General features: G+C 53.8%; 19 protein-coding genes. 15 read left to right on the top strand and 4 right to left on the bottom strand.

The features are described from left to right. Positions 1-26: 26 nt before the first annotated feature. From H6868_07560 to lpxB, 14 genes are all read left to right on the top strand, one after another. Entirely contained in the window at positions 27-950 is a 924-nt protein-coding gene (locus H6868_07560; protein ID MCB9989173.1) for an elongation factor Ts, read from the top strand. A gap of 146 nt (positions 951-1,096) precedes the next feature. Then, the gene (locus tag H6868_07555) at positions 1,097-1,822 is read left to right on the top strand and encodes a UMP kinase (protein MCB9989172.1); all 726 of its coding nucleotides are present in this window, start codon (positions 1,097-1,099) and stop codon (positions 1,820-1,822) included. A gap of 18 nt (positions 1,823-1,840) precedes the next feature. Beyond that, a complete protein-coding gene (gene frr / locus H6868_07550) occupies positions 1,841-2,383 on the top strand; it encodes a ribosome recycling factor (protein ID MCB9989171.1) in 543 nt (180 codons plus the stop codon). After that, on the top strand, positions 2,380-3,135 hold the full coding sequence (locus H6868_07545; GenBank protein ID MCB9989170.1) for an isoprenyl transferase: 756 nt from the start codon (positions 2,380-2,382) through the stop codon (positions 3,133-3,135). The genes frr and H6868_07545 overlap by 4 nt, the downstream gene beginning before the upstream one ends. 1 nt (position 3,136) lies before the next feature. Beyond that, positions 3,137-3,802 carry a phosphatidate cytidylyltransferase gene (locus H6868_07540; protein ID MCB9989169.1) on the top strand — a complete coding sequence of 222 codons (666 nt, stop codon included), beginning with the start codon at positions 3,137-3,139 and terminating at the stop codon, positions 3,800-3,802. Next, on the top strand, positions 3,790-4,956 hold the full coding sequence (locus H6868_07535) for a 1-deoxy-D-xylulose-5-phosphate reductoisomerase (GenBank protein MCB9989168.1): 1,167 nt from the start codon (positions 3,790-3,792) through the stop codon (positions 4,954-4,956). The genes H6868_07540 and H6868_07535 overlap by 13 nt, the downstream gene beginning before the upstream one ends. Before the next feature lie 26 nt (positions 4,957-4,982). Next, positions 4,983-6,371, top strand: a complete 1,389-nt coding sequence (rseP, locus tag H6868_07530) for an RIP metalloprotease RseP (protein ID MCB9989167.1) — start codon at positions 4,983-4,985, stop codon at positions 6,369-6,371. A gap of 56 nt (positions 6,372-6,427) precedes the next feature. Next, positions 6,428-8,740: an outer membrane protein assembly factor BamA gene (bamA, locus tag H6868_07525; protein ID MCB9989166.1), complete on the top strand. Its 2,313-nt coding sequence runs from the start codon at positions 6,428-6,430 to the stop codon at positions 8,738-8,740. A gap of 54 nt (positions 8,741-8,794) precedes the next feature. Then, a complete protein-coding gene (locus tag H6868_07520; protein MCB9989165.1) occupies positions 8,795-9,358 on the top strand; it encodes an OmpH family outer membrane protein in 564 nt (187 codons plus the stop codon). Positions 9,359-9,364: 6 nt separating this feature from the next. Continuing rightward, positions 9,365-10,330: a UDP-3-O-(3-hydroxymyristoyl)glucosamine N-acyltransferase gene (gene lpxD / locus H6868_07515; GenBank protein ID MCB9989164.1), complete on the top strand. Its 966-nt coding sequence runs from the start codon at positions 9,365-9,367 to the stop codon at positions 10,328-10,330. A 7-nt stretch (positions 10,331-10,337) separates the two neighbouring features. Further along, positions 10,338-10,796, top strand: coding sequence for a 3-hydroxyacyl-ACP dehydratase FabZ (fabZ, locus tag H6868_07510; GenBank protein MCB9989163.1), 459 nt, complete (start codon positions 10,338-10,340; stop codon positions 10,794-10,796). 79 nt (positions 10,797-10,875) lie between these two features. Further along, positions 10,876-11,679: an acyl-ACP--UDP-N-acetylglucosamine O-acyltransferase gene (lpxA, locus tag H6868_07505; GenBank protein ID MCB9989162.1), complete on the top strand. Its 804-nt coding sequence runs from the start codon at positions 10,876-10,878 to the stop codon at positions 11,677-11,679. Continuing rightward, complete coding sequence (gene lpxI, locus H6868_07500; protein MCB9989161.1) at positions 11,652-12,527, top strand: UDP-2,3-diacylglucosamine diphosphatase LpxI; 876 nt, start codon at positions 11,652-11,654, stop codon at positions 12,525-12,527. Before lpxA ends, lpxI begins: the two co-directional genes overlap by 28 nt. Continuing rightward, positions 12,524-13,666 carry a lipid-A-disaccharide synthase gene (gene lpxB, locus H6868_07495; GenBank protein ID MCB9989160.1) on the top strand — a complete coding sequence of 381 codons (1,143 nt, stop codon included), beginning with the start codon at positions 12,524-12,526 and terminating at the stop codon, positions 13,664-13,666. The genes lpxI and lpxB overlap by 4 nt, the downstream gene beginning before the upstream one ends. Before the next feature lie 3 nt (positions 13,667-13,669). Here the strand turns inward: lpxB and gltA are convergent, their stop codons facing one another. Continuing rightward, positions 13,670-14,980 carry a citrate (Si)-synthase gene (gene gltA / locus H6868_07490; GenBank protein ID MCB9989159.1) on the bottom strand — a complete coding sequence of 437 codons (1,311 nt, stop codon included), beginning with the start codon at positions 14,978-14,980 and terminating at the stop codon, positions 13,670-13,672. A gap of 130 nt (positions 14,981-15,110) precedes the next feature. Further along, on the bottom strand, positions 15,111-16,520 hold the full coding sequence (locus H6868_07485) for a glutamate--tRNA ligase (protein ID MCB9989158.1): 1,410 nt from the start codon (positions 16,518-16,520) through the stop codon (positions 15,111-15,113). Positions 16,521-16,636: 116 nt separating this feature from the next. On the opposite strand from H6868_07485, the gene H6868_07480 reads away from it, so the two are divergent. Next, on the top strand, positions 16,637-18,787 hold the full coding sequence (locus H6868_07480) for a ComEC family competence protein (GenBank protein ID MCB9989157.1): 2,151 nt from the start codon (positions 16,637-16,639) through the stop codon (positions 18,785-18,787). Here the strand turns inward: H6868_07480 and H6868_07475 are convergent. Beyond that, a complete protein-coding gene (locus H6868_07475; GenBank protein ID MCB9989156.1) occupies positions 18,784-19,176 on the bottom strand; it encodes a VOC family protein in 393 nt (130 codons plus the stop codon). The two genes, H6868_07480 and H6868_07475, sit on opposite strands and share 4 nt — an antisense overlap. Positions 19,177-19,289: 113 nt before the next feature. Continuing rightward, positions 19,290-19,967 carry a transcriptional repressor LexA gene (gene lexA, locus H6868_07470; protein ID MCB9989155.1) on the bottom strand — a complete coding sequence of 226 codons (678 nt, stop codon included), beginning with the start codon at positions 19,965-19,967 and terminating at the stop codon, positions 19,290-19,292. Positions 19,968-20,113 lie beyond the last annotated feature (146 nt).

The following is a 20,113-nucleotide window of genomic DNA, read 5'->3' as shown; positions in this document are numbered from 1 at the left end:
AATTTAGAGGAAAGAAAGAGGACGACATGGCTGCGATTACAGCATCAATGGTGAAAGAACTGCGTGAGAAAACCGGGGCGGGCATGATGGATGCCAAAAAAGCTCTGGAGGAAGCCGGCGGCGATATGGATGCCGCTGTCGATGCGCTGCGGACCAAAGGTCTGGCAAAGGCTGAGAAGAAATCAAGCCGGACGGCTGCCGAAGGTTTGATTGCGATGGCTGTTCAAGGCAATAGCGGGGCGCTGGTTGAGGTGAATTCCGAAACCGACTTCGTTGCCCGGAACGAACAGTTCCAGAGCTTCGTCAAGCAGGTTGCCGATATCGCCCTGAAAGAGGAAGCTGATATCGAAGCGCTGCAGGAAGCCCAGTTTGGTAACGGCAAAAGCGTTCGCGAGACCTTGACCTCAAATATTGCGACGATCGGCGAACACATGACTTTGCGCCGGACGGTTACTCTGAGCGTTAACCCGGGTGTTGTCACGGGCTATATCCACAATGCCGTGGCCCCGAACATGGGTAAAATCGGTGTTCTGGTGGCGCTGCAATCCGAAGGCGATGCCGACAAGCTGCAAGCGCTGGGTAAGCAAATTGCCATGCACGTTGCAGCGGCGTTTCCGAAATACCTGAACCGGGATGCGGTTGATTCTGACGTGGCTGAACGTGAGCGCAATATCCTGCGTGAGCAGGCGATGGCAGAAGGCAAGCCGGCGGAAATCGTTGAAAAAATGCTCGAAGGCCGCATGCGTAAATTCTTTGAAGAGATTTGCCTGATGGATCAAACCTTCGTGATTGATGGCGAGACCCGTATTGCTGACTTGCTGAAAAATGCAGCCGCCGACGTCGGTGCGCCGGTTGAACTGGTTGCTTATGAGCGCTTCCAGCTTGGTGAAGGCATCGAAAAAGAAGAAACAGATTTTGCTGCGGAAGTGGCTGCGGCCGTGAACGGCTGATAGCTCTTTTTCTGAGTGTTTTTTAACAGCCGCGTTGCAATCCGACGCGGCTGTTATTACATTGAGGCGGTTAAATTTTTTGAAATTTATAAAAAGGGTGTATAAGAATGGGCATGGCCGAACAAAGAACCGATGAGATAACCCCTATGACAGATAAAAAGCTCCGCTTTAAACGCGTTCTTCTAAAGATATCCGGTGAAGTTTTGATGGGAAACCGCGAATTCGGTCTGGACCCGGATACGGTGAACCGCGTGGCGCGCGATATCAAGCAGGTCGTCGATATGGGGGTCGAGGTTTGTCTGGTTGTCGGGGCCGGGAATATTTTCCGCGGCGTATCCGGCGCAGCGGCCGGAATGGACCGGACGACAGCCGATTATATGGGGATGCTGGGGATTGTGATCAATGCGCTGGCGCTGCAAAATGCGCTGGAGCAAATGGATGTGAATACGCGGGTGCAATCCGCCATTCCGATGTCGGCGATTTGCGAACCTTACATCCGTCGCCGGGCGTTCCGTCACATGGAAAAAGGCCGCGTTGTTATTTTTGCCGCTGGCACAGGAAACCCTTATTTCACATCAGATACATGTGCTTCTTTGCGGGCTTCAGAGATGAATTGCGATGCTATATTCAAGGGAACCAAGGTTGATGGTGTTTATACGGCCGATCCGATGAAGGATCCCGATGCCAAGCGCTACGATCATTTGACTTACATGGAAGTTCTGACCAAGGATTTGAAGGTTATGGATGCCGCTGCCATTTCGCTGGCGCGCGAAAATGACATTCCGATCGTTGTTTTTTCTGTGAAAGAAGAAGGGAATTTCGCCGAAGCCGTTAATGGCCAGGGTGCTTTTACGATTGTTGAGAACAAATAAAGCAAGGGAAAGTTAGGTATGAGTAATATTACAGCTGATTTGCGTCGCCGGATGGAAGGTGCCGTTGAGGTGCTTCGGGATGAATTTTCGGGGCTGCGGACGGGGCGTGCGGCCAGCAGCATGTTGGAGCCGGTTCAGGTCGATGCTTATGGTTCTAAAATGCCGCTCAATCAGGTTGCCTCGGTTAACGCGCCAGAGCCGCGCATGTTGACCGTGCAGGTTTGGGATGCTTCGATGTGCAAGGCGGTGGAAAAAGCGATCCGGGATTCCGGTCTGGGGCTGAACCCGATGGCGGAAGGTTCGATGATCCGGGTGCCGGTGCCGGAGTTGAACGAGGAACGCCGCACGGAATTGACGAAGGTGGCCGGGAAATATGCCGAGCAAGCCCGTATTTCTGTACGCAATGTGCGCCGTGACGGGATGGATGCAATTAAAAAGGCCGATTATCCTGAGGATGAGAAAAAACGTCATGAGACAGATGTTCAGAAATTGACCGACGAAGTGATCGGCAAGATCGACGGCATGCTTTCCGATAAAGAAAAGGATATTATGACGGTATGAGCGATCAGGACGAACATATCTCCGGGAAATCCGGTCCTGTGCCGCGTCATATTGCGATTATTATGGATGGTAACGGGCGCTGGGCGCAGGCGCGCGGGCTGCCGCGCACTGTCGGGCACAAGCACGGCGTCGAAGCCGTCAAGCGGGCGGTGGAAGCTGCCGGTGAGCTGGGCGTTGAATATCTGACATTTTTTGGCTTTTCATCCGAAAACTGGAAGCGGCCGGCGGACGAGATCAAGGAATTGATGCGTTTGCTGCGTATGTATCTGCGGGCTGAGACGGCTGAACTGCATCGTAACAATATTCGTTTGAAGGTCATCGGGGACCGGACGGCGCTGGCCGATGACATCGTGATTTTGATTGAGCAGGCGGAAAAACTGACGGCGAATAATGACGGGATTACGGTTGTTATGGCCCTGAATTATGGCGGGCGTCATGACATTATGCAGGCAGCTTGCCGCTGGGCACAGATGTGCGTGGAAAAGGGGCTTCAGCCGGATATGGCCGCTGCCGAGGAATATTTCCCCGGTTTCCTTATGACCGAAGATATCCCGGACCCGGATATGTTGATCCGGACCAGCGGCGAACAGCGCGTTAGTAACTTTTTGCTCTGGCAGTGCGCGTATGCCGAGTTTTATTTTACGGAGCATTGCTGGCCTGATTTTTCCCGTAGCGATATGGAAGAGGCCTTGGAAGTTTACCGGAAACGTGACCGCCGATTCGGAGGGGTTAAGCAGAAGGGCGGCACTTGATATGAGTGTCTCGTCCTCCCGATTTCAGGTGCGCATGTTGTCCAGTTTGTTGCTGGCGCCTTTAACGTTGCTGGCGATCTGGCTGGGCGGCGTTTTTTTTCTGGGAATGGTTTTGGCAGCGATATTTATCTGTTTGTATGAATGGATCGGTCTGTCAACCATTCAGGGGAAAACACGATATGGCGCTCTGGCGCTGGGGGCTGTGTATCTATCGATTTGTTTTGCCTCTTTTGTTTTTTTGCGCGCCGGGTTTGAGCAGGGCGTTTGGCTGACAATGGCCGTTTTCGTTTGTGTCGCAGCCAGCGATACCGGGGCTTATGCTTTCGGAAAGCTGATTGGCGGACCGAAAATGGCGCCCAAGATCAGTCCAAACAAAACATGGGCCGGGTTTGCCGGAGCTGTCGCGGCGTTTGCCGTTTTCTTGACGGGATTTGTTTTGCTCTTGCCGATCGTGAATGTGCCTTTGTGGGCGGTATTTTTGGCGGGCGGTTTTCTGGGCGCTGTCGGGCAGGTCGGCGATCTGTTTATTTCGAGTTTCAAGCGCCGGGCCGGGCTGAAAGACACGGGGAATTTGATCCCCGGTCATGGCGGGTTGCTCGACCGTATTGACGGCTTGTTGCTGGTTTCCCCGGTTTTTCTGTTTTTGTGGGAATTATGGCTGAGATAAAAACCATTAACATATTGGGGGCGACCGGTTCTGTCGGGCGCAGTACGGTGGATCTTGTTCTCTCGCAGCCTGACCGGTTTTCCGTGCAGGCGGTGACGGCCAATGAGAATGCGCGGGCGCTGGCGGATATGGCGGTGCAGTTGAAGGCGCGTAAAGCGGTTGTCGCGGACCCCCGAAAATATCAAGAGCTGAAAGAGAGCTTGTCCGGGACGGGTGTTGAGGCCGCCGCTGGCGCCGAAGCCTTGCTGGACGCTGCGGCGCAGCCTGTGGACTGGACGATGGCGGCGATTGTCGGGATGGCCGGTTTGTTGCCGATTATGAAGGCGATTGAACATAGCCGCTGCGTGGCGATTGCCAACAAAGAACCGCTGGTTGCTGCCGGCCCTCTGGTTATGGAGGCGGCGAAAAAACATGGCACAAAGTTGCTGCCGGTCGATAGCGAGCATAATGCGGTTTTCCAGGTTTTCGATCATGAGCGGCCCGCAGGTATCGACCGCATTATCCTGACGGCCTCCGGCGGCCCGTTTCGCACGTGGACAAGGGAAAAAATGGCGGCGGCGACGCCGGAGCAGGCCGTGGCCCACCCCAACTGGTCGATGGGGGCTAAAATTTCCGTCGACAGCGCCAGTATGATGAACAAAGCGCTGGAGGTGATCGAGGCGCATTATCTGTTCGCCATGCCGCCAGAGAAGATCAAGGTTTTGGTACACCCGCAATCCGTGATTCATTCGATGGTTGAATACAGCGACGGTTCGGTTCTGGCACAACTGGGCGCGCCGGATATGCGGACGCCGATTGCCCATGCGCTGGCTTGGCCGGATCGCATGAAGACGTCGGGGCAACGGCTGGACTGGGCAAAGTTAAAGCATCTGGATTTTGAAGATCTGGATGATGTGCGGTTTCCGGCGGTTGATCTGGCGTACCAATGTTTGAATAATGGCGCGGCCGCCTGCATCGCTTTTAACGCGGCCAATGAAGTGGCTGTCGATGCGTTTTTGTCCAGACGCCTTGGTTTTTCAGGGATTATCGAGGCTATTCGGCAGACGTTGAGGCAAGCCGGATGTTCGTCCTTAAAGAATCTCGAAGAAGTTATTGCATTTGATGCCACTGTAAGAGACATTACAAAGTCCTATATATCTAGGGACGCCGCGTAATCGGTAATAATAACCCGGGAGTTACCATGCATTCTATTTTCGATATGTTTCATCTTGTCGCCCAGAATATCTGGCTGTATGGCGGGGCGTTTGTCCTGATCCTCAGTTTGCTGGTTTTTATCCATGAGTGGGGGCATTACATTGTCGCCAGAATGTGCGGCGTTCAGATCGAAAGCTTTTCCATCGGGTTCGGAAAAGAAATATTCGGGGTGACGGACAAGCACGGGACGCGCTGGAAATTATCATTGGTGCCGCTGGGCGGTTACGTGAAGATGTTTGGTGATGTTGACCCATCCTCCGCCGGGCATACCGATAATGTTGAAGATAAAGATACAAAAGAAGTGCGGCCAATGACCGCGGCGGAGCAAAACCGTGCCTTTTTTGCGAAGCCTGTGGGACAGCGGGCGGCGATTGCTGTGGCCGGGCCGGCGATTAACTATATTTTTGCTATCATTGTTCTGGCCGGGCTTTACATGTTCTATGGCCAGCCGGTAACACCGCCGATGGCATCGGCGATTGTTGGGGGCAGTGCCGCTGAGCGGGCCGGTTTCCAGCCGCATGACGAGGTTCTCACAATCGACGGGGTGAAAATCAGCTCTTTTGAGGAAATCCGCCGCAAGGTTTTGATTGCTCTTGATACGCCGATGGATTTCAAAATCCTCCGGGACGGTAAAGAAGCTACGATTAATGTTGCGCCCGACCGTTTGCAGGAAGAAGACCGTTTCGGCTTTAAACAGTCGCGAGGATTGCTGGGGCTGATCGGGCCGGGGAATGCTATTGATGTCAGTTATATCGTGTCTGTCGACGGGCAACCGGTGGAAGGTGCCGAGGCGGCACGGGCAGCCCTGATGAAGCATATGGATGAACAGGTTCAGGTAGAGCTGGACCGGGGGCCGATGGTTGATCGTCTGGTCATTCAGCCGCTGTCGACTTTGAATGAAGCGTTTTTAAACGATGCGGATGAGAGTAATCATCTGCTGGTGATTGTGAACAGTGAAGAAGAAGTGCTTGTTCAACACAACTTGTTCACCGCGCCGATCGCTGCCGTGCAGGAAACGTGGTCGATTACCACGAGCACGCTGGAAGCTTTGGGGCAAATGTTTACGGGAACGCGCAGCGCGACCGAACTGGGCGGGATTATTCGTATCGGCGCGATGGCCGGTGATATGGCCCAAGCCGGATTTTTGGCCTTTATTACTTTTGCCGCGTTGCTGTCGATTAATCTGGGGCTGATTAACCTGTTTCCGATCCCGATGCTGGATGGCGGACACCTTCTGTTTTACGCGATCGAAGCCGTCAAGGGATCGCCGATTTCCGAACAGGTTCAGGAATATGCTTTTCGTTTAGGGCTGTTCATACTGGTCGGAATCATGTTATTTGCTAATGTGAATGATCTCGTTCAGATATTCATGTAAGTTTTTGATATTCTGGACTTTACCGATTACAAAGACCGCGAAAGAAGTGGCTTATGATTGATATGATAAAGATAAAACCGGTTTTGGTGGCGTTTGCCTTTTTCTGTTTCGCCTTTACAGCGCCGTTCTCGGGGCAGGCGCGTGCTCAATATTACGGAGCTGATACTCAGGGCGAGGTCATTAGCGAAATACGGGTTATCGGGGCCGAGCGGATCGAGCCGGAAACGGTTTTGACGTATATGGACCTGAAGGTCGGTGACAAGATGAATCAGGAAGGCCTGAACCGTACGCTGAAGGGCTTGTTTGCAACGGGGTTGTTTGCCGATGTTTCCTTGCGCCAGCGGGGACGCGTTCTGGAGGTTTATGTTCAGGAAAACCCGGTTATCAACGAGATTGCTTTTGAGGGGAATGATAAGCTGGATGACAAGGAGCTGATGTCAGAGATCCAGCTTCATCCGCGTCAGGTTTTTACCCGGACCAAAGTTCAGGCTGATGTCACACGCTTGCAGCAGCTTTATCGCCGCAGCGGGCGTTTTTCAGCCAAGGTCGAGCCTAAAGTTATCAAGTTGGAACAAAACCGCCTTAATCTCGTGTTTGAAATTGATGAAGGCGAAGTGACGAATGTGAAAAGTATTCGTTTTGTCGGGAATACGCATTACGATGATGACAAGTTGCGCAGCGTTATCAGTACGCGCGAAGAGCGCTGGTATCGCTTTATCAGCAATGATGATCGCTATGACCCTGACCGTCTGGCGTTTGACCAGGAATTGCTGCGTCGTTTTTATCTGGCGCAGGGGTATGCCGATTTCCGGATTATTTCCGCTGTGGCCGAATTGTCTCAGGATCGTGAGAATTTCTTTATGACGTTTACCGTGGAAGAGGGCGAACGTTACAAAATCAAGGATATTGCCATTAACTCCGCGATCCGCCATTTTGATGCGGATGTCCTGAAACCGGAAATCACCGTAGAGCCGGGCGAATGGTATGATGCCGACGAAGTCAAAACGTCGATTGATAATCTGACGGATGCGCTGGGGGATCGTCAGTATGCCTTTGTTTCCGTGCAACCGGATGTGCAGCGCAATCCGGCTGAGCGCACCATCAATGTTGTCTTTAATATTAATGAAACGCCGCGGACATTTGTCGAGCGCATCGATATTCACGGTAACGTCCGGACTCTGGATAAGGTTATCCGCCGGGAAATGAGCCTTGTTGAAGGTGACCCGTTTAACCGTTCCAAGCTGACGCAATCGGAGCAGGATATCCAGAAGCTCGCTTACTTTGAACGCGTGGATGTAACGCCGCGTCAGGGCAGCGCGCCGGACAAAACCGTTATTGATGTTGACGTGTCCGAACAATCGACCGGTGAGCTTTCGATCGGGGCCGGGTTCTCAACACAGGACGGACCGCTGGCCGACTTGCGGATCCGCGAACGGAACTTTATGGGGAAAGGGCAGGATCTGGTTGCTTCGGCTACGATTGCCGGGGAGCGGACCGAGTTTGATTTCTCCTTCACGGAGCCTTATTTCCTTGATCGTGATTTTTCCGCAGGGATAGATTTGTTTCACATCACACGTGACTTGCAGGACGAAAGCTCGTTCAGCCAGCGCCGGACGGGTGGCGGCTTGCGGATGGGGTATCCGTTGTCTGATAAATGGCGCCAGACATGGCGTTATCGTTTGGAACGCAACGAGATTACCGATGTTCAGAGTGCGGCTTCCCTTTATATCCAGCAGCAAGAAGGGCAGCGGATTACCTCGGCCGTTTCCCAGAGCATTACGTATGATGACCGCGATAGCGTTCTCTTCCCGACAGAAGGGCTATATGGCTGGCTGGATACCGAGTATGCCGGGATTGGCGGCGATGCCAATTATGTGTCAGGGAAGCTGGGCGCGACGTACTATTATCCTGTGACCGACTGGCTGGTGTTTAACGTTCTGGGTGAGGGCGGTGCTATTGGCGGTGTTGCCGGTGAAGATGTTGCGATTAACGAGCGCTTCTTCCTTGGGGGATCGACCTTGCGCGGGTTTGAGCGTGCCGGTGTCGGACCGCGGGATATATCGACGGATGATGCTTTGGGCGGTAATCTATTCTATCGCGGGACGCTGGAGTTCACATTCCCGGTCGGATTTCCTGAAGAAATGGGCGTCAAGGGGCACGCCTTTACGGATGCCGGGAGTTTGTGGGAACTGGATAATGCATCGGGCGTTAACGTTGTTGACGAGGGGAGTCTTCGGGCTGCCGCCGGTGTCGGTATGTCCTGGCGATCGCCGATGGGGCCGATTCGGGTTGATCTGTCTCTCCCCTATCTGCAGGAAAACTACGACAAAGAACAAACGTTCCGCTTTAATTTCGGTACGCGGTTCTAGATTATTTGTTCGCGTTTCTGCTTGGTTTTTATATTTTAAGAAAAGAGGAATATTATGTCTGATATGGCTGTGCGCGCCCGCGTGTTTTTTGTTTCATTCGTTATGGCTATGGCGCTTTTGGTGCCGGTGCAAGCTGCCCATGCCGATACAAAAGTGGCGATTGTTAATGTTCAGACTATTTTGATGAATTCTTTGGCGGCGAAGGATATTCAGCGTCAGATCGAGGCTTATCAAAAAAGTTCGCAAGCTGAATTTTCCAAAAAAGAGGCCGAGTTGCAAGCGGTCGGTAAGGCGCTGGATGACAAGCGCAAGGACATTTCGACGGAGCAGTTTGATACGGAAAAGCTGGCTTTTGATAAAAAAGTCATGGAGGCCCGCCGGGCTGTTCAGGAGCGTAAGCAAGCTTTTGCCGAAGCGACAGCGAAAGCGTCCGGGGTTTTGCAAAAAGAAATCCTGAAAATTGTCGAAGGCCTTTCCAAAGAGAAAGATTTTGATCTGGTCCTGACCGGGCAGGGGATTGTCTGGAGCGAGCCGTCTTTGGATATTACCGCCGATGTCATGAAAAAGCTGGATGCGTCTTTAAGCGCGGTCAAGCTTGATGTAAAGGGCGTTAAATAATTCGCTATGGCTGATTTTCGTTTTTTCCAGCGTGCAAAGCCGATGACACTGGCGCATCTTGCGGCGCTGGCGGGGGCCGAGGTTGTGCAAGGCGATCCGGAAACGGTGGTTGCCGATGTCGCGGCTCTCGATCATGCCGGGCCGGACGATATCAGTTTTCTTGATAATATCCGCTATAAGGAGCAGTTTGCCGTAACCAAGGCCGCGGCCTGTATCGTTGCACAGGAAATGTGCGATCTGGCGCCGAATGGTTTGGCGTTGCTGGTATCACCCCATCCCTATAAATCCTATGCTAAAGTGGCGCAGGCTTTCTACCCTCAGGAAACATCCCCGGAGCCGTATATATCACCGCAGGCGATCATTGACCCTACGGCTAAAATCGGCGCGGGCTGCGTGATTGAAGCCGGAGCCGTGATCGGGCCGCATGTTGAATTGGGGGATTGCTGCCGGATTGGGGCGAACGCCACGATTTCCTATGCCGTGATTGGCGCTTATGTACGGATTTATCCAGGGGCGCGGATCGGGCAGGATGGTTTTGGTTTTGCCATTGATCCGGCGGGGCATGTCAAAGTGCCGCAACTGGGGCGGGTTGTGATCGGGGATCATGTCGAAATCGGGGCAAATAGCTGTATAGACCGCGGCGCAGGTCCGGACACGGTTATCGGGCAAGGAACATGGATTGATAATCTCGTGCAAATCGGGCATAACGTAAAAATCGGCAAGGGCTGTGTGATCGTCGCCCAGGTTGGCATTTCAGGGTCGACTGTCATTGACGATTATGCTGTGATTGCCGGGCAGGCGGGTGTTGCCGGGCATTTGCATATCGGGATGGGGGCACGGATTGCCGCTCAAGCCGGGATTATGCGGGATGTACCTGCCGGCGCGGAAGTGATGGGAGCCCCGGCGATTCCTATAAAACAGTTTATGCGGCAGATAGCCACCTTGAACAAACTGACAAAGAAGAGCAGGTGAAAAGGCGATGAGTGAGCAAGAAAAAGACTATATAGACGTAACCCGGATCATGGAGATGATTCCGCACCGTTATCCGATTTTGCTGGTTGATCGGATTGTCGACTATGTCGAGGGTGAAAGTGCTGTCGGCCTTAAAAATGTAACGATGAACGAGCCGCAATTTATGGGGCATTTCCCCGGCGCGCCGATCATGCCGGGTGTGATGATTATCGAATCCATGGCCCAGACAGCGGCTTGCCTGGTGGTGAAAACGCTAGGGCCGGAGGCTGAAGGCAAACTGGTTTATTTTATGACGATTGATAACGCCCGGTTCCGCAAGCCCGTTACCCCCGGCGATTCCATGTATATTCATGTGACGAAGCTGCAATCCCGGCGCAATGTCTGGAAGTTCAAGGGCGAGGCGATCGTCAATGACAAGCTTTGTGCCGAGGCGGTTTTTAGCGCCATGATTATGGATGATAAATAAACCCCGACAGGGACGTTTGTAACACCGCGCAATAAACCGTGATTTGCGCAGACAAAGGCTTTCCGGCATATTGCAGCTCATGACTGAGAATAATATTCATCCTACCGCGATCATTCACGAAACAGCGAAACTGGGGGCCGGCGTAAAAGTCGGACCGTATTGCGTTGTCGGGCCGAACGTGGTTTTAGGCGACAATGTGGTTTTGCATGCGCATGTCGTGGTTGACGGCCACACGGATATTGGTGAGGGAACCCAGATTTATCCTTTTGCCTCGATCGGCATGCCGCCGCAGGATTTGAAATATGGCGGGGAACCGTCGATGTTGAAGATCGGTAAAAACAATACAATCCGCGAACATGTGACGATGAATCCCGGTACGCAGGATGGCGGGATGGAAACCGTTATTGGTGATAACGGGTTGTTTATGATCGGTGTACATGTCGCGCATGATTGCCGTATCGGGAACAATGTTATTCTGGCCAATAATGCCACGCTGGGCGGCCATGTGGTTGTCGGTGATTTTGTCGTGATCGGCGGTTTGGCGGCGGTTCACCAGTTTATCCGGATTGGCGATCATGCTGTGATCGGCGGGATGTCCGGCGTTGAAAACGATGTTATTCCCTATGGCCGTGTCAAAGGCGAGCGGGCGCATCTGGCGGGGTTGAACCTTGTCGGGCTGGAGCGCCGCGGCTTTACGAGAGATCAGGTCAAAACCCTGCAAAGCGCCTTTAACGCCCTGTTTTCCGGCGAGGGGACTTTGGATCAGCGTCTGGAAAATGTGGCGCAAAACTTCGCCGATGAACAGGCCGTAATGGATATCATCCAGTTCGCCCGTCAGAAAAACAGGTTTACCCTATGTCAGCCCCCCCGGAAAGCCGCGTAGACGATCAAATTCCTGCTATTACCAGGCTGGGGATTATTGCCGGGGGCGGTGGTTTGCCGTCCCGGTTGGTGGCGGCGTGTGACAAGGCCGGAATTGACGTGTTTATTGTCGGCTTTGAAGGGCAAACAGACCCGCAGGTTTTTTCCGGTCGGAAGCACCTTCTTACCCGTTTGGGCGCGGCCGGGCATATTTTCAAAACATTGAAAGAGCGTAAGATTGACGACCTTGTCTTGATAGGCTCTATTCGGCGGCCTTCTCTGGCGGAGCTGCGCCCGGATATACGCACTGCCGGTTTTTTTGCCCGTCTGGGTGTCAAGGCACTGGGGGATGACGGGATTCTCAGCGCCCTGCGGGAGGAAATCGAAAGTGAAGGGTTTACGGTGCATCCGGTGCAGGACTTTGCCCGGGATTTGCTGATGCCGGAAGGTCTAATCGGCAAAAAGAAACCGTCAAAAGCCGATCAGGCTGATATCGAGCGGGGGATCGAGGTTTCCCAAGCTTTGGGCGCTTTGGATGTCGGACAATCCGTGATCGTGCAAGAAGGAATTGTTCTGGGCGTTGAGGGCGTTGAGGGCACCGATGCGTTGATCCGGCGATGCAAAGCGTATAAACGGGCCGGGCGCGGCGGCGTGCTGGTGAAAACCTGCAAGCCACAGCAGGATATCGCACTGGATTTGCCGACTATGGGGCCGGAGACGGTGCGTTTGTGCGCTGAGGCCGGGCTGGCCGGGATCATTGTGCAGGCCGGAACGGCGTTGCTTTTGGAGCCGGAAGAGGTGGCCGGGCTGGCCGATAAAAACAAGATGTTCGTGATGGGCGTTGTGCTTAAGCCGCAGGATCAGCCATGATGCAGGTGTTTATTACGGCGGGTGAAGCATCGGGCGATGTTTTGGGGGCGCGTTTAATGGCGGCCTTGAAGAAACAAGCGGAGGGCGCTATTGCCTTTCACGGTGTCGGTGGCCCGTTGATGCAAGCCGAGGGGCTGGAAAGCCTGTTTCCCATGGAAGATTTGTCGGTGATGGGGGTGGCGGAAATCCTGCCGCGTTTAAATCTTATTCTTAAAAGAATTAAACAGGCATCTGATAATATTGTAAAAATATCACCTGATATTGTGGTTACTATTGATGCGCCGGATTTTTCGTTTCGGGTTGTCAAGCAGGTGCGCCAGCGGTGCAGACCTGAAACTGCACCGCAAATGATCCATTACGTAGCGCCGACGGTCTGGGCGTGGCGGCCGGAACGGGCGGCGAAGGTGGCGCGTCTTTATGACGGAATTATGTGCCTGTTTCCCTTTGAGCCTCCGTATTTCGAGCGCGAGGGGATGAAGGCCGCGTTTGTCGGGCATCCTATGCTGGAAAGCGGTTATGCGACAGCCGATGGCGCGACGTTCAGGCGGGCGCAGGATATTCCTGCTACGGCGTCGACCTTTGGTGTGTTATTTGGCAGTCGCGGCGGCGAGTTAAAGCGCATGGGGCCGGTATTCGTTGCCGTTATGAAGCGGCTGGTGGCTCATGATCCAGATGTGCGGTTTATTGTGCCGACATTGCCGCATCTTGAGGCGCGGGTGCGGGCGTTGACGACCGATTTACCGTGCGTCATCACAACGGATCCGGCGCAAAAATGGAATGCTTTTGCCGCGATGGACGGGGCGCTGGCGACTTCGGGGACGGTGGGGTTGGAGCTGGCTGTGGCCGGGGTGCCGCATGTGATCGGTTATAAAATGAACCGCCTGACGTTCGAGATCGTGAAGCGTAAAGTGAGCGTCAAATATGTGCATCTGGCCAATTTGCTTTTGGATGCGCCGGTCGTTCCGGAATTTATCCAAAATGATTGCACGATAGAAAGATTGTCAGCGGCGGCAAGGGGGCTGACGGATGGTGCGGCCAAACAAAAACAGGCCTTTGACAAGGTTCGATTGCTTCTGACCGGGGCAAAAAAAATGCCGCCAGCAGAGCAAGCGGCATCTTTTGTTTTATCTTTGACGTAATTTTTATTTGCGTTTGTTCATCGGAACGTAGGGACGTTCGGCCGGGCCAGTGTAGAGCTGGCGCGGACGGCCGATCCGCAGGGATGGTTCCTCGATCATTTCTTTCCACTGGGAAATCCAGCCAATCGTCCGGCCCACAGCAAACAGCACCGTGAACATGTTGGTCGGGAATCCCATAGCGTTCAGAATAATGCCGGAATAGAAGTCGACATTCGGGAACAGTTTGCGCTGGACGAAATAATCGTCCTCCAGCGCGATACGTTCCAGTTCCATCGCCAGTTTCAGGCGTGGTTCGTCCTTGACGCCGAGTTCCTCGAGAACCTCATGGCATGACTCGCGCAACACATCGGCGCGCGGGTCGAAGTTCTTGTAAACCCGGTGGCCAAAGCCCATCAGGCGGAACGGATCGTCTTTGTCCTTGGCTTTTTCCAGATATTCGGGAATCTTGTCGACGGTGCCGATTTGGTCCAGCATCTCAAGAACGGCCTGGTTGGCGCCGCCATGTGCCGGTCCCCACAGCGAAGCAATCCCTGATGAAATGCACGCAAATGGGTTTGCCTGAGACGACCCGGCCAGACGGACCGTTGACGTCGATGCGTTTTGTTCGTGGTCCGCGTGCAGGATCAGGATTTTATCCATGGCGCGGGCGCAGGCCGGGTTTACCTTGTAGGGTTCGGCCGGAACGCCAAAGCACATCTGCAGGAAGTTTTCCGAATAGGTCAGGTCATTTTGCGGATACCGGAAAGGCTGACCGATCGAATATTTGTAACTCATGGCGGCCAGTGTCGGGATTTTTGACAACAAGCGGTGTGCGGAAATTTCACGGTGGCGCGGGTCCCAGATATCCAGCGAGTCATGATAGAACGCCGACATCGCGCCGACAGCGGCCACCATAATGGCCATCGGATGCGCGTCACGGCGGAATCCGCGGAAGAAATACTGCATCTGGTCGTGGACCATGGTGTGATATTTCACGTTACCCTGGAACGTTTCAAATTCTTTCTTGTTGGGCAGGTCACCGTATAGAAGCAGATAGGCGACTTCCAAAAACGTGCTTTTTTCAGCCAGTTCCTTGATGTTATAGCCGCGGTGCATCAGGATGCCTTTGTCACCGTCAATAAAGGTCAGGCGTGATTTGCAACTGGCTGTCGATGTGTAGCTGGGGTCGAATGTGAAAAGTCCTGTCTCGGAGTAAAGTTTACGGACGTCGATAACATCGGGCCCGGTTGTGCCTGACAGAACAGGGAGCTTCCAGCTTTCGCCGGTTTCGTCATTGGTCAGGGTAAATGTTTTATCTGTGTTTTCTTCTGACATGATAATCTGCCTCATTGGGTGGAATAAAAAGGGAAGGCGGTTTTTTAGAAACCGTGCAGGAATGATAATAGATTTATTGCGCTGCAAAATCAATCTGCAGCGTTCATTTATAGCTTGATTTTATTACCAATTATTTAATGACGGCTTCGAGACGGCTCAGACATTCTTCCCGGCCCAGAACCGGCGCGGCATGGAAGATTGACGGCGAAACAGTTGTGCCGGTCAGGGCGGCACGCAGGGGCATGGCGACTTTACCAAGCTTGCCTTCTTTCATGTCATTGGCCACGTCTTTACAAATTTGCTCGACGGTTTCAGCGGTAAAATCGGGGGTGTCCCTGAACCCTTTGTGCAGAGCCTGCAGGACCGGAATCGTGTCTTGGTCCAGCATTGCTTTTGCTTTCTCATCAAAGTCGAACGGTACTTTTTTCGCGTAAAATGCAGCTTCATCAGTGAGCTGCAGGAGTGTTTTCGCGCGGTCTTTCAAGTCGTTCATACCGTTTTTGAGCCGTTGATGCGCCGTTTCATCGCCGACAATGTCGAGATTATGGCGTTCGCGCAGAAATGGCGTGATGAGTTCGATCAGGCGTTCATCATTGGCCTCTTTCATGTAATGAGTGTTGATGCTTTCCAGCTTGGCAAAATCAAAGCGGGCGGCAGATTGATTGATGTTTTCAAGGTTAAACCATTCAATCGCCTGATTGGTACTGATGATTTCATCGTCGCCGTGGCTCCAGCCCAGACGCAGCAGATAGTTGCGCATCGCTTCGGGCAGGTAGCCCATATCCCGGTATTCCTCGACGCTGGCGGCGCCGTGACGTTTGGAAAGTTTTTTGCCGTCCTGTCCCAGAATCAAAGGCAAATGGGCGTATTCCGGCAACGGCCAGCCCATCGCGTCATAAATGGCTTTCTGGCGGAACGTGTTGTTCAAATGATCGTCGCCGCGGATGACGTGTGTGACGCCCATATCGTGGTCGTCGACTACAACCGAGAGCATATAGGTCGGAGTGCCATCGGAACGCAGGATGATGAAATCATCAAGTTGTTCGTTTTTGACAGTGACATCGCCCTGCACATGATCGTGGATCGTGGTTTCACCATCCAGCGGAGCTTTGATCCGCACGACCGGCTTGCCGCCAACCGGCGCGTCTTCCGGTCCTTTATCGCGCCAGCGACGATCATAGAATGTCGGGAGGCCTTCGGCCTTGGCTTTTTCACGCATGGATTCCAGTTCTTCGGGCGAGCAATAGCAGTAATAAGCTTTGCCTTCCTCGACCATTTTCCGGGCGATTTCAGCGTGGCGGTTGCGCTGTTCAAATTGGGAAACCGCTTCGCCGTCCCAGTCCAGTCCCAGCCATTTCATGCCGTTCATGATGGCCAGAACGGCTTCCTCTGAGTGGCGAGCGCGGTCGGTATCCTCGATCCGCAGCAGGAATTTACCATTGTGGCGCTTGGCGTACAGCCAGCTGTACAAAGCCGTGCGGGCGGTGCCGATGTGCATGTATCCGGTTGGAGAGGGGGCAATGCGGGTGACGACGCTCATGTTCTTTTTCCTGCTTTCGCGTTTGTTTTTGGTCTTCATTAGATATAGAAAAATATAGAGAAAAACAATCCATTGCCGATGATAAAGGGCCGCCGGTGCAATCGAGCGTTCATAATATGATGTTGACGATGCGGGGCTATGCCCGCCGCTTTTCCCTGCCCGATGACTGGCAGGCGGCGGTTCATGAGGCAATAGGGGCGCAGAAAGATAATATTTTATTATGGTTGCCGTTGTTTACGGGCGGCGGGATCGGGCTTTATTTTTCTTTGCCGTTCGAGCCGCCTTTGGCGCTGGCGCTGTCTTTGTGGTTCCTGATAACGGCGCTGTGGCTTTTGATCTGGCCCCTGCGGCATGAGGGCGGGCGGCAAATGGCGGGATGGCTGGTGCTGTGCTTTTTGTTCTTTCTTGTGTCGGGCTTTATGGCGGCGCAAATCCGGACGGCGTTGATGCATGCCCCGGTGCTGGAGCGAGACTTATCGCCTGTGGAGATCGAGGGGACGGTTATCGATATTGACCGGTTGGAGCCGGGGGCCGGAAGCCGTGTGATCCTGACTGACCTGGTGATTGAAAAATTGCGCCCCGCAGAGACACCGCGCAAGGTGCGAATCAAAATTCACAAGGATGAGGGCTTAAAAACCGGGATGCGCCTTCGTGTTCTGGCTGGGCTTAATCCGCCGTCTGCTCCTGTGGCACCGCGGGCGTTCGATTTCCAGTTTTACGCATACTTTAAACAGATTGGCGCTTTCGGTTTTGCTTATGATGCGCCGGAGGCATTGGCGGTGCCCTCAAAAACCGGCTTTGCGGGCACGGTTGAGGCTTTGCGGCAAGGGATTGTCAACCGGATCGAGGCGCAAATCCCGTACCCGCAGGCATCGTTTGCGGCGGCGCTGATGACCGGGGAGAGGGCGGCTATAACCGAAGAAGACTGGGAGGCGATCCGGGCGGCGGGGCTGGCGCATATGCTGGCGATTTCCGGGCTTCATATCGGCATGGTGGCCGGGCTTTTGTTTTTTATCAGCCGGTTTGTGATGGCATTGATTCCGGTGTTGGCGCTGCATTATCCGATCAAAAAATATGCGGCGGCGTTCGCCTTTGCCGGGGCGCTGGGCTATACGATTCTGGCCGGAGCCAATGTGCCGACGCTTAGGGCACTGTTTATGACGGGGCTGGTTTTGTTTGCCATTATTATCGACCGGATGCCGTTTTCGATGCGGACGGTGGCGCTGGCGGCGCTGGTGATTTTGTTGAGCGCGCCGGAGGCTCTGTTCAGTGCGGGGTTCCAGATGTCGTTCGCGGCGGTGACGGCGCTGGTGTTTTTCTTTGAAGTGATCCGTCCGTGGTGGTCGCGGCTTTATCGCGGGGCCGGGTGGGGGCGGCGTGTGCTGATGTATTTTCTCGGCGTATTGCTGACGACCCTTGTGGCGGGGAGCGCCGTGGCACCGTTCAGTCTGTTCCACTTCCAGCAATACCCGGTTTATGATCTGCCGGCGAATTTGCTGGCCGGGCCGCTGATGGCATTTGTTATTATGCCGTCTGTGGTTTTCAGCTTTTTCCTGATGCCGTTGGGGATCGAATTTCCGGCCTTTTGGGCTTTGGATATGGGGATTACCGGCTTGCTGGCGATTGCACGAGATGTTGCGGCGTTGCCAAATGCGACGGTTAATCCGCCGGTGTGGCCGGGGCTGGCGCTTTTGTGCCTTGTGCTGGGGGTGCTTTGGGCGATGCTGTGGCGCGGGCGTGGTAAAATTCTGGCACTGGTGTTTGTCGGCATGGCCGGGGCGATTATTATGCAGGCGCGGGTGCCTGATGTTCTGGTCGCGTCATCGGGGAAGCTGATCGCCGTAAACAGGGGCGCGGATGGCTGGTTTGTTTCTTCGCGGGTGCGGGACCGGTTTTCAGCCGAGAACTGGGCGCGGCTTTATGGACAGGATTATGAAACGCTGGGCAGGTTTCCCAAAGAGGGGACGGCAGACGGTATTACATGCGGTGAATGGGGATGCCGTATGGTTTTGAAGGGGCGCCATATTGCATTTTCCGATCATGAGAACGGGCAGGCCGAAGATTGTGCGTGGGCGGATGTATTGATTGCCCGTGATCCGCTGCGGGTGAAACCGTGCCGTGCCGGGCTTGTGATTGACCGGTTTGATTTGTGGGATAATGGGGCGTACGCGCTGTATGTGCCGGATGATCCGTCTGCGCTGCCGCGGGCCGAGAGTGTGGCGTCTGTGCGCGGCGCGCGGCCCTGGGTCAGCTCAAGCCGGCGTTAGGCCGGTTCGACAAAGGCGACAGCTTCGATCTGGTGGCCGTCCGGGTCGAGAATAAAGCAGGCGTAATATGTTGCGCGATATTCCGGGCGCCAGCCCGGTGGGCCGTCGCAAGTGGCGCCGTTTTCAATCGCGGTTTTGTAAAAGGCGTCGACTTGCTCTTTTGTTTTGGCCTGAAAACAGATGTGGGAGCCTCTGCATGGCGTTGCTGTATCGTTTTCATCCAGTGGCAGGTTGATGATGAAAGAAAGGGCATCTTCTTCTCCCCATGCCATATAGCCCTCTTCAATATTTCCATAGGCGCGTTTATGGCCGAGCAGGGCCATCAACGGATCATAGAAAGCAACGGATTTTTCAATATTCGTAATGCCGAGGGAGACGTGATTGAACATAAATTTCTTTCTTTTTGTGCGGTGTCATCCTGAGCGTTAGCGAAGGAACTGCGATGGTTTGGCTCTTTAGATTCTTCCGCCCCGCTTTCGCGGAGGTCAGAAGGACAATAGGGTTAATGATATGTTCTCATCAGGCTGACGAGGCGGCCCTGGATCTTGACGCGTTCGGGTTCCAGAACCCACGGTTCGTAATTGTCGTTTTCAGGTTCCAGAATGATACGGTTTCCGGCACGGCGGAAGCGTTTGAGGGTGACCTCAAGGTCATCAACCAGAGCGACAATAATCTGGCCCTGTTCGGTCCGTTCGGCCCGTTCGATAATGACGATGTCCTTATCGTTAATGCCGGCATTAATCATGGAGTCACCCTCGACCCGCAGGGCATAATGCGCGCCATTGCCGAGAAGCGAGGGCGGGATATCAATCATTTCCCCTTCGTCCCGGATGGCTTCGATCGGTGACCCGGCGGCGATTTTGCCGTAAAGCGGGATCGATTCAAAAGCATGGGCGATCGGTATCGGGCCGGTATCGGTTACAGGCATTTGAATCGGCGTTACGTTGTCGGCCGGGGATCGATAGCCTTCGGGCAGTTTTTTAACGTGCAGGGCGCGGGCGCGGTGGGGCAGGCGTTCCAGATAACCGCGTTCGACCAGAGCGCTGATCAGGCGGTGAATGCCCGATTTTGATTTCAGACCCAGCGCCTGTTTCATCTCTTCGAAAGACGGGGCGACATCGCCCTCATTCATCCGCTCATGGATCAGGATTAACAAGTCACGTTGTTTTTGCGTTAACATTTCAATCGTTCCCTTTTCCTTTGCGCGTCGTTATTCATCGTTCACGTACTATCCTTGTACGCCCCTTTTTCCATGCGTGGCGCAAAGAAAAAGTGAAACGGTTGAAAGCGAGCGAGATACAAATGTATTTATTTGAGACTAAAATA

It is taken from the genome of Rhodospirillales bacterium, assembly GCA_020638175.1.
Classification (GTDB): domain Bacteria; phylum Pseudomonadota; class Alphaproteobacteria; order Micavibrionales; family Micavibrionaceae; genus JACKJA01.
This window is presented reverse-complemented; position numbering and strand designations above follow the sequence as displayed.